The sequence below is a fragment of the Methylorubrum podarium genome (assembly GCF_040270385.1).
Taxonomy (GTDB): domain Bacteria; phylum Pseudomonadota; class Alphaproteobacteria; order Rhizobiales; family Beijerinckiaceae; genus Methylobacterium; species Methylobacterium podarium.
Genome location: NZ_JBELQE010000105.1, coordinates 34,777 through 48,248 on the forward strand (window position 1 = coordinate 34,777; position 13,472 = coordinate 48,248).

At 71.1% G+C, this 13,472-nt stretch carries 8 protein-coding genes; 5 read left to right on the forward strand and 3 right to left on the reverse strand.

The window, feature by feature from the left end; translation table 11 throughout:
* The first annotated feature begins 34 nt into the window (after positions 1-34).
* Positions 35-3,199: an efflux RND transporter permease subunit gene (locus tag ABS772_RS20685; protein ID WP_350396616.1), complete on the forward strand. Its 3,165-nt coding sequence runs from the start codon at positions 35-37 to the stop codon at positions 3,197-3,199.
* A gap of 17 nt (positions 3,200-3,216) precedes the next feature.
* On the opposite strand, the gene ABS772_RS20690 is transcribed toward ABS772_RS20685, so the two are convergent.
* Together ABS772_RS20690 and ABS772_RS20695 are read right to left on the reverse strand one after the other, a co-directional pair.
* Positions 3,217-3,624 (reverse strand): type II toxin-antitoxin system HicB family antitoxin, encoded by a 408-nt coding sequence (locus ABS772_RS20690; protein ID WP_350396617.1) that lies wholly within the window; start codon positions 3,622-3,624, stop codon positions 3,217-3,219.
* A gap of 288 nt (positions 3,625-3,912) precedes the next feature.
* Positions 3,913-4,896 (reverse strand): LacI family DNA-binding transcriptional regulator, encoded by a 984-nt coding sequence (locus tag ABS772_RS20695; protein WP_350396618.1) that lies wholly within the window; start codon positions 4,894-4,896, stop codon positions 3,913-3,915.
* 211 nt (positions 4,897-5,107) lie between these two features.
* Here ABS772_RS20695 and ptsP point away from each other — a divergent pair, with 211 nt between their 5' ends.
* From ptsP to ABS772_RS20715, 4 genes are all read left to right on the forward strand, one after another.
* Positions 5,108-7,681, forward strand: a complete 2,574-nt coding sequence (gene ptsP / locus ABS772_RS20700) for a phosphoenolpyruvate--protein phosphotransferase (RefSeq protein WP_350396620.1) — start codon at positions 5,108-5,110, stop codon at positions 7,679-7,681.
* Positions 7,682-7,684: 3 nt separating this feature from the next.
* On the forward strand, positions 7,685-8,632 hold the full coding sequence (gene pfkB / locus ABS772_RS20705) for a 1-phosphofructokinase (RefSeq protein WP_350396621.1): 948 nt from the start codon (positions 7,685-7,687) through the stop codon (positions 8,630-8,632).
* A 193-nt stretch (positions 8,633-8,825) separates the two neighbouring features.
* Positions 8,826-10,541, forward strand: a complete 1,716-nt coding sequence (locus ABS772_RS20710; protein ID WP_350396623.1) for a fructose-specific PTS transporter subunit EIIC — start codon at positions 8,826-8,828, stop codon at positions 10,539-10,541.
* Positions 10,542-10,699: 158 nt separating this feature from the next.
* Complete coding sequence (locus ABS772_RS20715) at positions 10,700-12,205, forward strand: carbohydrate porin (protein WP_350396624.1); 1,506 nt, start codon at positions 10,700-10,702, stop codon at positions 12,203-12,205.
* A gap of 180 nt (positions 12,206-12,385) precedes the next feature.
* On the opposite strand, the gene ABS772_RS20720 is transcribed toward ABS772_RS20715, so the two are convergent.
* Entirely contained in the window at positions 12,386-13,447 is a 1,062-nt protein-coding gene (locus tag ABS772_RS20720) for a hypothetical protein (protein WP_350396625.1), read from the reverse strand.
* Positions 13,448-13,472: the final 25 nt, after the last annotated feature.

Sequence of the window (13,472 nt, forward strand, 5' to 3'; positions counted from 1 at the left end):
CGCGCCGTAACGGCGCGAGGCTGGAACCGACCCCATGAACGGCATCGTCGCGCTCGCGCTCCGGCAACGGCCCCTCGTCATCCTCGCCTTCGTGCTGTTCGTGGTGGGCGGACTGGCCGCCTTCCAGAACCTCAACATCGAGGCCTATCCCGACCCGACGCCGCCAATGGTCGACGTCGTGACCCAGACCGACGGCCTCTCGGCCGAGGAGATCGAGCGCTACGTCACGATCCCGATCGAGCGCATCACCTCGGGGATGCCGAACCTGCGCCAGGTGCGCACGATCTCGCTCTACGGCCTGTCCGACGTGAAGCTGCAATTCGGCTTCGAGTTCGACTATCTCCAGGCCGAGCAGCAGGTCCTGAACCGGCTGCAGCAGCTCGATCCGCTGCCGGCGGGGGCCAAGCCCACCATCTCGCCGATCAGCCCGATCGGCGAGATCTTCCGCTACAAGCTCACCGCGCCGCCCGGCTACAGCGTGCTCGACCTGCGCACGCTCCAGGAATGGGTGCTGAAGAAGCGCTTCCGCGCGGTGCCCGGCGTGATCGACGCCATCGGCTGGGGCGGCAAGACCAAGACCATCGAGCTGTCGGTCGATCTCGACCGGCTGATGGCCTACGGCCTGACCCTGTCGAACGTGGTCAAGACCCTCAACGACAGCAACCTCAACGTCGGCGGCAACCGCGTTGCCATCGGCGGCCAGTCGGCGGTGGTGCGCGCCGTCGGCCTGATCCGCGACGTGGACGACATCAACGGCACAGTGCTGGCCCAGGTCGGCGGCGCGCCGGTGCTCGTCAAGGACATCGCCACCGTCACCATCGGCCACCAGCCGCGGCTCGGCATCGCCGGCATGAACGACGAGGACGACATCGTCCAGGGCATCGTCCTGATGCGCCGCGGCGAGAAGAGCACGCCGTCGATCGAGGCGGTGAAGGCGGAGGTCGCCAAGATCGAGGCCGCCGGCATCCTGCCGCCGGGCGTGAAGATCGAGCGCATCTACGACCGCGCCGACCTGATCGCGGTGACCACCCACACCGTGCTGCACAACATGGTGGTCGGCATCTTGCTGATCCTCGCGATCCAGTGGCTATTCCTCGGCAACCTGCGCTCGGCGCTGATCGTCGTGGCGACGATCCCCTTCGCCCTGTTCTTCGCCGTCGTCATCCTCGTGGCGCGCGACGAGTCCGCCAACCTGCTCTCGGTCGGCGCGCTCGATTTCGGCCTCATCGTCGACGGCACCGTCATCATGGTCGAGGCGATCTTCCGGCGGCTCTCCGGCCACGGCATCCCCGGCTATCCGCCGCCGGGGCTCGACGCGAAATCGGGGCGCATCGCGCTCGCCGCGGGCGATGTCAGCCGCTCGATCTTCTTCGCGGCGGCGATCATCGTCACCGGCTTCCTGCCGCTCTTCACGCTCACCGGCGTCGAGGGCCACATCTTCGGGCCGATGGCGACGACCTACGCCTACGCGCTGCTGGGCGGCCTGATCGCCACCTTCACGGTCACGCCCGCGCTGGCGGCCTACCTCCTCCCGGCGCAGATCGAGGAGAAGGAGACGATCCTCGTGCGCGTCCTCGACCGGCTCTACCGCCCGGCGGTGCGCGCCGCGATCGGCGCCCGGCTCGTCACGGTGGCCTGCGTCGCGCTGATCGCCGTCGGCGTCGGGCTGGCCGCGCGCAACCTCGGCTCGGAATTCCTGCCCAAGCTCGAAGAGGGCAACCTCTGGGTCCGCGCCACCATGCCGGCGACGATCTCGCTCCGGGAGAGCAACACCTACGTCAACGACATGCGCAGGATCATCGCCTCGCTGCCCGAGGTCGAGCGCGTGGTCTCGCAGCACGGGCGCCCGGACGACGGCACCGACGCGGCCGGCTTCTTCAACGCCGAGTTCTTCGCGCCGATGAAGCCCCTCGACCAGTGGCGCCCCGGCATCGACAAGGAGAAGCTCACCGAGGAGATGCTGCACAAGCTCCAGACGGCCTTCCCCGGCGTCGACTTCAACCTGTCGCAATATCTTCAGGACAACGTCGCCGAGGCGGTCTCCGGCATCAAGGGCGAGAACTCGTTCAAGATCTTCGGACCCGACCTGCAGACCCTGACCGACAGCGCAAAAAGCGTGATGAAGGTGCTCTCGACGATCCGCGGCGTCGAGGATCTGGCGGTGTTCCAGTCGCTCGGCCAGCCGACCATCGAGATCGACGTGGACCGGGTGCGGGCCGCCCGCTACGGCCTGACGCCGGGCGACATCAACACCACCGTCCGCACCGCCATCGGCGGCGACTCGGCCGGCGACCTCTACGATCCCGGCTCCGAGCGGCACTACCCGATCATGGTGCGCCTCGCGCCGCAGTTCCGCCAGAGCATCGAGGCCATCGCCAACCTGCGCATCGCCGGCCAGAGCCCGGCCAACGGCGCCCCCGTGCAGTTCCCCCTGAGCGCGGTGGCGAAGGTCCAGCTCGTCTCCGGCCCCGCCTACATCTACCGCGAGGCGCAGGAGCGCTACCTGCCGGTGAAGTTCTCCGTGCGCGGGCGCGACCTCGGCAGCACCATCGAGGAGGCGCGCGCCCGCGTCGCCAACGAGGTGAAGCTGCCGCCGGGCTACCGGCTGGAGCTGGTCGGCGAGTTCAACAACATGAAGGGCGCGATCGCCCGCCTCTCCGTGACCGTCCCGGTCGCCATCGGCATCATCGCGATCCTGCTGTTCATGAACTTCTCGTCGGTGATCGATTCGCTGCTGGCGCTCAGCGTGATCCCGATGGCGATGGCCGGCGGCATCCTGGCGCTCTCGCTCACCGGCACCTCGTTCAGCGTCTCGGCGGCGATCGGCTTCATCGCCCTGCTCGGCATCGCCGTGATGGACGGCATCATCGTGCTCTCGTCCTACAACGGCCTCCTGGCCGCGGGCGTGGAGCGCGTGCCGGCGATGCTGCGCACCTGCTACACGCAGATGCGGCCGGTGGTGATGACCTGCGTCGTGGCCGGCGTCGGCCTGCTGCCGGCGGCCTTCTCGGAAGGCGTCGGCTCGCAGGTGCAGAAGCCCCTGGCGCTGGTGGTGGTGGGCGGCATGGCGCTCGCGCCCCTGCTGATCCTGCTCGTGCTGCCGGTGCTGATCCTGACCTTCTCGCGCCGCAAGCCCGCCGCGCATTCGGAGGCCGCGGACCGGGTCGCCGCCGCGCAGGCGCATGCCGGGGCGCATTGAGGAGAGGACGGAGGGCTCTATCCCTCCGTCAGCACCTTTTCCCGCGCCGCCGAGACCAAGAAAGCACTGCGGGTGACGCCCCGCTCCCGCGCGGCCTCGTCGATCATGGCGAGCGCTGCGGCATCGAGAGACAGGTTGACCCGCACCGAACGGCCCGCGTCGAGAAACAGCGGCACGCTCGCGACGACGGCTCCCGCCGCCGCTTCGGCCTCCTCGCGATCGGCCAGGATGACATCGACGGACCGTGCTTCCGGCGGTGCGATCCCCGCGGCGACACGGTCCTCCATCCACTCGCGCAGCGCCTCTGCGGCATTCCGCAGGGTCTCATCGACCGTTTCCCCCATGGCCGTGCAGCCGGGGCAGTCGGGGAAAGCGGCACCGTAGGCGCCAGCTTCTCCGTCGATCAGTGCAATGTAGCGCGCCATCGCTTCGATCCTCAGGGCGTTCTAGGCGGACGCAGAGCCATGCGGCCGCTTTGGCGATGTTCCGAGCCACGCCTGGCGAGAGCGTGCGATGGCGCGGCACCATGATCTTGATGCCGGCTTTGGAGGGGTGAGCGAATTTGCCGTGCTTGCTACCGGCCTCGCTCAGCCAGCCTTCGCGGATCAACCAGTCGATCACAGCCTTGGCATTGTTTCGACCTGCGGCATCGCAACTCCGCATGTGTATTTATTTATACACGCCCGTTCAGGCGGATCGCAAGTCGCCGCCCGTCACCCCCGCCGGGTCGAACCCCGCAGCACCGTCCGCCCGCTGAGCGTCACCGTGCGCACCGGCTGGCCCGGATGCTCGATGCGCTCGAACAGCAGGCGCATCGCCTGGGTGCCGATCTCGGCCACCGGCTGCTCGATCACGGTGAGGCCGGGCTCGACCAGATCAGTCCAGGGCTCGTTGTCGAAGCCCGCGAGCGCGAGATCCGTCGGCACCGCGAGCCCGAGACTCCGCGCCGCGCGCACCGCGCCCATCAGGATCAGGCCGTTGGAGAGGATCAGCGCCTCGGGCCGGTCGGGCTGCGACAGCCAGCGCGCGGCTTCGGCTTCCGCGGCCGCCGCGTTCGGCGCCACCGAGCGGGCAAGCGGCGCGAGGTCGGAGCGGAGCATCGCCGCCGCGTAGCCGGCCTGCCGCTCCCGCGCGGTCGAACTCGTCGAGCCGAACAGGCCGCCGATCCGCCGGAACCCCTGCGCGACGAGGTGATCGACCAGGGCCGCCGCCGCCGACGCGTTGTCGAGCACCACGCTGTCATGGGCCCCGGGCAGCCCCGAGCGGTCGATGAACACGGTGGGGAAGGACAGGCTGTCGGCCTTGAGCCCGTCCGCCGTCACCCTGGTCGGCGCGAAGATCACGCCGGTGACGCGCTCCTCCTCCATCAGCCGCAGATACATCGCCTCGCGGGCCGGATCCTCGTCGGTGTTGCACAGGATCACCCGCATCCCGGCGGCGTAGGCCGCATCCTCCACCGCCCGGCTCACCGCGGTGAAGAACGGGTTGCGGATGTCGGCGACGATCAGGCCGATCGTCTGCGCCGCCTTCGAGCGCAGGCGCCGGGCCGAGAGATTCGGCCGGTAGCCGGTGGCGCGCACCGCCGCCTCGACCTGCTCGCGCACCGCGTCGCTCACCGGGCCGCGGCCGAGCGCCCGCGAGACCGTGGCCGTCGAGACGCCCGCCATACGGGCCACATCGCGGATTCCGACGCTCATCGTTGGGGAAACGTTTTCAGCGGCATGAAGCGGTTCTGACACCCCGCATCGCGGGTGGCAAGCACAGGCACTGCACTTTGATGCAGGGATCGCTTGACACATGTTGTGAAAACGTTTTCATTCGGAACAACAGGTCAGGCCGGCAGGCCGAAAATGACCGACGCATCCGGCGAAGCCAGCCGGAGCGCCCCGAGGTTGAGGAGAGCACGCCATGCTCGCGCTGACGCCGATCGTCTCACACCCGCGCACCGGCCCGCGGCTGCTGGTCCGCCTCGCTGCCGCCCCGGCGAGCAAGGAGGCCGCGATCCGCGAGGCCGCGGGGCTGCTCACCGCCGCCGGCTGCATCGACGGCGCCTATTGCGAGAGCATGCTGCGCCGCGAGGGGGTGGCGAACACCTATCTCGGCCACGGCGTGGTGATCCCGCACGGCATGGTCGACGACCGCCATCTGGTGCGCGAGAGCGGCCTCGCTGTCCTCCAGATCCCCGGCGGCATCGAATGGCACGACGGCCAGACCGCCCACCTCGTCGTCGCTATCGCCGCGCAGTCGGACACGCACATCACCGTCCTGCGCCGCCTCACGCGCCTGATCCAGAACGAGGCACGGCTCGAACAACTCCGCACCACCGGCAGCGAGGCGGACATCGCCGCGGCGCTTTCCGAGGATGCCGCCGCGCCGGTCGCCTCCGGCCCGGCCAGGGACCTGCGCCAGCGCTTCGACTGGACCGTCGACTACCCGACCGGCCTGCATGCCCGCCCGGCCGCGCACTGGGTCGAGACCGCCCGCGCGCTGCCGGCGCGCATCCAAGTGCGCCACGGCGATCAAGTGGCGGATGCCAAGAACCTGATCGCCCTGCTGCAACTGGGCCTGCGCTGCGGCGACGAGGTGACGATCTCGGCCGAGGGCGACGATGAGGCCGGGGCGCTGGCCAGGATCTGCGCCGCGGTGACCGGGTTGAGCGCCGGCGAGAAGGCCGCCGCCCAGCGCGCGGCGGAGGCCGCGGCCAAGGCCGCCGCCCCGGTGGCCGGCTGGAACCCCGCCGACGCGCCGCGGGTGATGGCCGGCATCGCGGCCAGCCCCGGCATCGCCATCGGCCCGATCCACGTCCTGGCGGCGGCCGAGGTCAGCGTCCCCGACGAGCCGGAGCCGCTGACCTCCGGCGCCGACCGGCTGCACCGGGCGCTCGCGACGACGGGCGGCCAGCTCAAGGCGCTCGCCGACGACACCGAGCGGCGTCTCGGCAAGGCCGATGCCGGGATTTTTTCCGCGCAAGCCGAGTTGATCAAGGACACCGACCTGATCACGCTCGCCTGCCAGCTCATGGTCGAGGGCCACGGCGTGGCCTATGCCTGGAACGCGGCGGTGGAGCGGATGGCCGGCCAGCTCTCGGCGCTCGGCAACCCGGTGCTCGCCGCCCGCGCCGCCGATCTGCGCGACGTCGGCCGCCGGGTGCTGGCGCAGATCGACCCGGCGCTGAAGAGCGGCCACGACCTGCCGGACGTGCCCTGCATCCTGGTCGCGCCCGACCTCGCCCCCTCCGACACCGCCGGTCTCGACCCGGCCCGCGTCATCGGGCTGGCCACCGCCCAGGGCGGGCCGACCTCGCACACCGCGATCCTGGCGCGCACGCTCGGCATCCCGGCGGTGGTCGCGGGCGGCCCCGGCCTGCTGGCGCTCGCCAACCACACGCTCGCGATCCTCGACGGCACCACCGGCCGGCTCTACCTCGATCCCAGCGAGGCGGACGTCGCCTCGGCGCGGGCGTGGCAGGCGCGCCAGCGCGCGCAGGCCGAGGCCGAGGCGCGGGAGCGGGCCAAGCCCGCCGAGACCCGCGACGGCCACCGCATCGCCATCGGCGCCAACGTCAACAATCCGGAGCAGGTGCCGCTGGCCCTGGATCAGGGCGCGGAGGGCGTCGGCCTGATGCGCACCGAGTTCCTGTTCCTGGAGCGCGGCGACACGCCCACCGAGGACGACCAGTACGCGACCTACTCGGCGATGCTGAAGGCGCTCGGGGGCCGCCCGCTCATCGTGCGCACCCTCGACATCGGCGGCGACAAGCAGGTCGCCCACCTCCACCTGCCGAGGGAGGAAAACCCGTTCCTCGGCGTGCGCGGCGCCCGCCTGCTCCTGCGGCGGCCGGACCTGATGGAGCCGCAGCTGCGCGCCCTCTACCGCGCCGCCAAGGACCACGTGCCGGCCGACGCGCCGAGGGGCAAGGACGCGCCGCTCTCGATCATGATGCCGATGATCACCTCGGTCCCCGAGGTGCTGCGGCTGCGCGCGATCTGCGAGACGATCCGGACGGATGTCGGCGCGCCGGAGGTGCCGCTCGGCATCATGATCGAGGTGCCCGCCGCCGCCGTGCAGGCCGACGTGCTCGCCCGGCACTGCGACTTCTTCTCGATCGGCACCAACGACCTCACCCAGTACACGCTCGCCATCGACCGCCAGAACACCGACCTCGCGCCGGAGGCCGATTCGCTCCACCCGGCGGTGCTGCGGCTGATCCGCCTGACCTGCGAGGGCGCCGCCCGGCACGGGCGCTTCGTCGGCGTCTGCGGCGGCATCGCGGGCGAGCCGTTCGGCGCCGCCCTGCTCGCGGGACTCGGCGTCCACGAGCTGTCGATGACGCCCCGCGACCTGCCCGGCGTGAAGGCGCGGCTGCGGGCCTGCGACCTCTCCGAACTGAAGGCGCTCGCGGAGCAAGCCTGCGCGCAGGAGGACGCGGCCGCCGTGCGCGCCCTCGAGACCGCCGCCCGAAGCGCCGCCAAGGAAGCCTGAGCGATGCGCCTCGTCACCCTCACCCTCAACCCGGCGATCGACCAGACCGTCACCCTCGACGCGCTGACCCCCGGCAGCGTCCACCGCGCCCGCTCGGTGTGGGCGGATGCCGGCGGCAAGGGCGTCAACGTCGCCTGCTGCCTCGCCGATTGGGGCCTCTCGGTCGCGGCCACCGGCGTGCTCGGCCAGGACAACGCCGCGCCCTTCGCGCAGCTTCTCGCGGCCAAGGGCATCGACGACCGTTTCGTCTGGATCCCCGGCGAGACGCGCACGAACCTCAAGCTGCTCGACGCGTCGAGCGGCGACACCACCGACATCAACCTGCCGGGGCTCGAATTCGGGCCCTCCACGGTCGAGGCGGTGCGGGCCGTTCTCGCCGACCTCACCGGCGCGGGGGACCTCGCGGTGCTGGCCGGCAGCCTGCCGCGCTCGCTCGGTCCGGACACCTATGCCCGGCTCACCGCCGAGCTGAGGCGCCGCGGCGCCCGCGTCGTCCTCGACGCCTCCGGCCCGGCTCTCGCCGCGGCGCTCGCCGCCGGGCGGGACCGGCTGCCCGACGCGATCAAGCCGAACTGGCACGAGCTGGAGGAATGGGCCGGGCGCCCGCTTCCCGCGCTCGCCGACGTGCTCGACGCGGCCCGAGCGCTTCAGCGCGGCGGCATCGCGCTGGTCTGCGTCTCGCTCGGGGCGGAGGGCGCGCTGTTCGTCTCGTCGGAGGGCGCGCTGCGGGCGCTGCCGCCGCCGACGCGGGTAGCGAGCACCGTCGGGGCGGGCGACGCCCTCGTCGCCGGCCTCGTCGCCGGGTTGCACGACCGCTTGGATCTGCCCGACCTCGCCCGGCGGGCGCTCGCCTTCGCCGCGGGCAAGCTCAGCCGCACGGGGGCGAACCTGCCGGGGCGGGCGGAGATAGAGGCGCTCGCGGGCGAGATCCGGGTGGAACGCGTCAGCTAGGCGCGGAGCGCATCACCCTCCCCCCTCCGCGGGGGAGGGTGCCCGCGGAGCGGGCGGGAGAGGGGAGCGACGCTTCCGGAAGAACCTGAGCCGCCCCTCACCCGCCCCCCTTCGGGGGCCACCCTCTCCCGCAGAGGGGAGAGGGGAATGCAGCGGTCGAGAGATCGAACAATCAGATTACGGGAGGAAATCCATGGCACAGCTCTTGGCCGTGGTGGGAGGCGGAGACCTCTCCACCCACGCCGTCCTCGCCGCCGAGGCTCTCCGCAAGGCGGCCGGGCGGCGCAACACGCAGATCGCCCTCGAAGTCCGCGGCAACGGCGCCAGCGGCAACCCGCTCTCGGAGGCGGCCATCGCGGGGGCGAAAGCCGTGCTGCTCGTCGGCGAGGGCGATCTCGGCGAGGGCCGGTTCGGCGCGCTCCATCGGGCGCGGGCGGCGATCGAGGACGTGCTGACCGACGTCAACGCCGTGTTCGACCGCCTGAGCGCCGGAGCGGACACCCCCTTCCCCGCCGCGGCGGCCGGTCCCAGGAAGATCGTGGCGATCACCTCCTGCCCCACCGGCATCGCCCACACCTTCATGGCGGCCGAGGGCATCCAGGCGGCGGCCCAGGCCCTCGGCCACGACGTGCGCGTCGAGACGCAAGGCTCCGTCGGCGCCCGCGACGCCCTGACCGCGCCGGAGATCGCGGCGGCCGACATCGTCCTCATCGCCGCCGATACCGGCGTCGACCGGTCTCGATTTGCCGGCAAGAGGGTCTACGCCACCAACACCAAGGCGGCGATCCGCGACGGCAAGGGCCTGATCGCCACCGCGCTCGCCGAAGCGCAGCTGCAGGCGGCGGGCGGCCCCGACACGGCGGACGGCCCGGCCCGCCCGGCGGCGGCCGAGAAGAAGGCGGGCGCCTACAAGCACCTGATGACCGGCGTGTCCTTCATGCTGCCCTTCGTGGTGGCGGGCGGCCTCCTGATCGCGCTGGCCTTCGCCTTCGGCGGCATCGACGCGATGAAGCCGGAGAACGCGGGCACGCTGGGCTACGCGCTCGGTCAGATCGGCGCCAAGGCGGCCTTCGCCCTGATCGTCCCGGCGCTCGCCGGCTACATCGCCTATTCCATCGCCGACCGGCCCGGCATCGCGCCGGGCATGATCGGCGGCATGCTCGCCGCCAACCTCCAGGCGGGCTTTCTCGGCGGCATCGCGGCAGGCTTCATTGCCGGCTACACGACGAGCTTCCTCAACCGGCACATCCGCCTGCACAAGAACCTGGAGGGTCTCAAGCCCGTCCTGATCCTGCCGCTGCTCGCCACCGCGATCACCGGCCTGCTGATGGTCTACGTCGTCGGCGTGCCGGTGGCCGCCGTGCTCGCCGCGCTCACCGAGTGGCTCAAGGGCATGCAGGGGGCGAGCGCCCTCGTCCTCGGGCTCGTGCTCGGCGGAATGATGGCCGTCGACATGGGCGGGCCGATCAACAAGGCCGCCTACGCGTCGTCGGCGGCGCTGCTCTCGTCGGGCGTCGATGCGCCGATGGCGGCGGTGATGCTCGGCGGCATGACGCCCCCGCTCGGGATCGCGCTCGCCACCCGCCTGTTCCCGAACCGCTTCACCGGGCCGGAGCGCGAGGCCGGCGGCGCGGCGGCGGTGCTCGGCGCAGCCTTCATCACGGAGGGCGCGATCCCCTTCGCCGCCGCCGATCCGCTGCGGGTGATCCCCTCCATGGTGGCCGGTTCGGCGATCGCCGGGGCCATCGCCATGACCTCGGGCGTGACCCTCAAGGTGCCCCATGGCGGCCTGTTCGTGCTGCCGATCCCGAACGCGGTGACCAACCTGACCGGCGCGCTGAGCGCGCTCGCCGCCGGCACCGTGGTGACGGGCCTGCTGGTCGGCCTGCTCAAGAAGCGGGCGGCCTGACCGGGCGGCCGGCGCCGGAGCGTCCGGCCCCGCCCGGCAGACGCGGGAACGCAGCCGATCGGCCTCTGCCGCGACCTGCGAAACTAAATACTACTTCTGATTAAATCAGCGGTCGCGCTCAGCCAACCAGGCCGGGAAGACACCGAGAGGGGGAAGGGATGAAGGCTGGAAAGGCAGCGTGGGCCGCACTCGGCCTTTGCACGGCGCTCGCCGGCGGAACGATGCCGGCCGGCGCGCAGGAGCCGCCCGCGCAACCGGGTCTTGCCGGAACCCGGACCGGCGTGCCGGTCACGGTCCGGCGCCCCGCCCTGCGGCGGATCGCGCGGCGCGCCCCGTCCCGCCGGGTCTTCGGCAATGACGGCAGCGCCGCGGCGGCGGCCGACGTGCTCGGCCAGACCGCGACGCCCCCGACCCTGCCGCCCGGCACCTTCGACCTCGGCAACGGCCTCTCGTTCCTCCTGAACTACACCGGCCAGGGCGCGGCCAACCCCGTCGGCGGCATCCGCCAGGGGGCGGCCTGGGCCGGTCAGGTCTTCTTCGGCATCGACGGCGACCTCAACCGCCTCGCCGGGATCGAGGGCGGCTCGTTCCACGTCGCGGTCACCAACCGCCACGGCCGCAGCCTCGCCCAGGACGCCATCGGCAACAACACGAGCGTCCAAGAGATCTACGGCGGCGGCCAGACCACCCGGCTGACGCTGCTCTCCTATCAGCAGAAGCTGTTCGACAACCGGCTCGACATCGAGGTCGGACGCTTGGTGGCGAACATCGCCTTCCTCAACTCGCCGATCTACTGCAACTTCCAGACGAACTCCGCCTGCGGCAACCCGACTTTCGTGTTCAAGACTTCGAACTTCACCTTCTGGCCGGTGGCGAGCTGGGGCGGGCATGCCAAGGCGTGGCTGACCGACACGGTGTTCTTCCACGTCGGCGCCTACGAGGTGAACCCGCTGCATCAGCAGCCCGGCGACAACGGCCTCGAATTCTCGACCAAGGGGGCGACCGGGGCCATCGTGCCGTTCGAACTCGGCTACTCGACGACCTTCGCCAACGACGAACTGCCCCGCAACTACGGCATCGGCGGCTGGATCGACCGCTCCGATTATTCCGATCCCGTGCGCGACATCGCGGGCGGGCGCGCCGTGCTCACCGGGCTCTCCCCCGCGACCCGGTTCGGCCGCTCCGGAATCTACGCCCGCTTCGACCAGATGGTGTGGCGGCCTGATCCGAAGGGTATCCAGGGCCTGACCCTGTTCGGCGTCGCGATGGCGGGCACGGGGGGCCGCCTGGTCGAGGATTACTTCCTGGAGATCGGCGCGCTCCAGACCGGCACCTTCGCGGGCCGGCCCTACGATACGGTGGGCTTCGTCATCAACACGCAGGCCTTCAGCCCGCTGGCGCTCGGCAACATCGAGGCGGCGCAGGCCTCGCTCGGGCTGTTCCGCAGGATCCCGAGGCAGCAGATCATGATGGAGCTGAATTACGGGATCCAGGTCACGCCCGCGATCCGGCTGACGCCGAACCTGCAGTACATCGTCAACCCGGATCAGACCCGCTTCCCGTACCACCCGAAGAACATCCCCGACACCCTCGTGGTCGGCGCCAAGCTCTCGGTGGACCTGTTTACCCTGGCCGGGCTCGCCAGGGGGCCGGGGAGCCCGTAGGGGCGTCCACAAGAAAAAGCGGCGCGCCCATCAAGGGCGCGCCGGCTGAGGTGACTCGCGGTCTCAGGAACGAGTCGAAGAACTTTATCCAATATACCAGCGAATGTCTGTGCCCTATCGGCGACACGAGTGACATTGGGCACAGGTTTGTGAGGACTGGATGACGCCCGCGGACGTGGGTCAGCGCTTCGCCAGGGCGTCGGCGAAGGCGACGATGCGGTTGCGGGCGTAGGTCGGCACGCCGGCGCTGATCGAGGTTCCGGTGTTGAACGAGGAATTGCCCATCAGCACCTGCACCGGCAGCAGGTTCTTGAGCACCGGCACGCGGGCATATTCCTGCTTGCGCTCCAGCACGTCCGCCTTGATGGCCAGCGCCATGTAGGTCGTCACCACGGTCCGGTTCGGGTCGTCGGGGGCGGGCTGCATCACCGCCAGGAACTTGCCGAAGCGCAGGATCTGGTTGACCCAGAAGATCGTCTGTTCGAGCCCGCCCGCCACGGGGGTGTCGATCTTGGTGAGCGCGGCGAGACCCGCGGCCTCGGCCGGCGGCAGCACCCGCAGCTCGCTCTGGAACGAGACGAACTCCGCTATCCTTTTCGAGCTGCCGAGTTCGAGCTTGTTGGCGAGCTTCACGCCGAGCGGCAGCTTGCCTTCAAGGTCGTAGCGCGACTCGATGCAGACGCCCCCCGCCCCGCACCAGGGCCGGTCCGGCCGCTTCGCGAAGGCGGCGGCGGGGTCCTTGGTCGGCGTCGCCTCCGCCGGCTCGAGCCGCTTGTGGCGGATCACCGGATCCATCCTGGCCAGGAAATCGAGATTGGCGAAGGCCGACAGGTCGATGGCGGAGGGCGGCTTGGCCACGACGAAGCGCCCTTCCGCGACGTAGACCTTCAGCGCCTCGTGGCGCTGCTTGGCGACGCCGTTCACGGTCTGGGTGTATTCGGGCTCGGTATAGCCGGGCCAGGGGCTCAGCGCCGCGGCCTCCTGCGGCCGGCTCTTGCACCACGCGTCGAAGGCGATCAGCCCGCTCTCCGGATTGGTCGAGGCGGCCTCACGGCGGTCGCTGAACAGCACCGTTCCGGGCTTGAGGCTCGCGGCGTCGCCCGGCGCCAGGGCCGGGACGTCCCTGACCCGGTCGGAGACCAGGGCGGCGGGTTTCGGGAGATCTTTCGCCGTCTCCTGCGCCCGGGCCGGCACGGCCACCGCGAGCGCGACGAGGAGGGCGGCCGGAAACTGCCTGGGCAAAGCGGACCTCGGATGCGTCGATGGG

What these genes read in the sequence shown, in the direction of transcription:
- ABS772_RS20685 (WP_350396616.1), top strand. Translation starts at nt 35, where the DNA reads ATGAACGGCATCGTCGCGCTCGCGCTCCGGCAACGGCCCCTCGTCATC.
- ABS772_RS20690 (WP_350396617.1), bottom strand. Translation starts at nt 3,624, where the DNA reads ATGGCGCGCTACATTGCACTGATCGACGGAGAAGCTGGCGCCTACGGT.
- ABS772_RS20695 (WP_350396618.1), bottom strand. Translation starts at nt 4,896, where the DNA reads ATGAGCGTCGGAATCCGCGATGTGGCCCGTATGGCGGGCGTCTCGACG.
- ptsP (WP_350396620.1), top strand. Translation starts at nt 5,108, where the DNA reads ATGCTCGCGCTGACGCCGATCGTCTCACACCCGCGCACCGGCCCGCGG.
- pfkB (WP_350396621.1), top strand. Translation starts at nt 7,685, where the DNA reads ATGCGCCTCGTCACCCTCACCCTCAACCCGGCGATCGACCAGACCGTC.
- ABS772_RS20710 (WP_350396623.1), top strand. Translation starts at nt 8,826, where the DNA reads ATGGCACAGCTCTTGGCCGTGGTGGGAGGCGGAGACCTCTCCACCCAC.
- ABS772_RS20715 (WP_350396624.1), top strand. Translation starts at nt 10,700, where the DNA reads ATGAAGGCTGGAAAGGCAGCGTGGGCCGCACTCGGCCTTTGCACGGCG.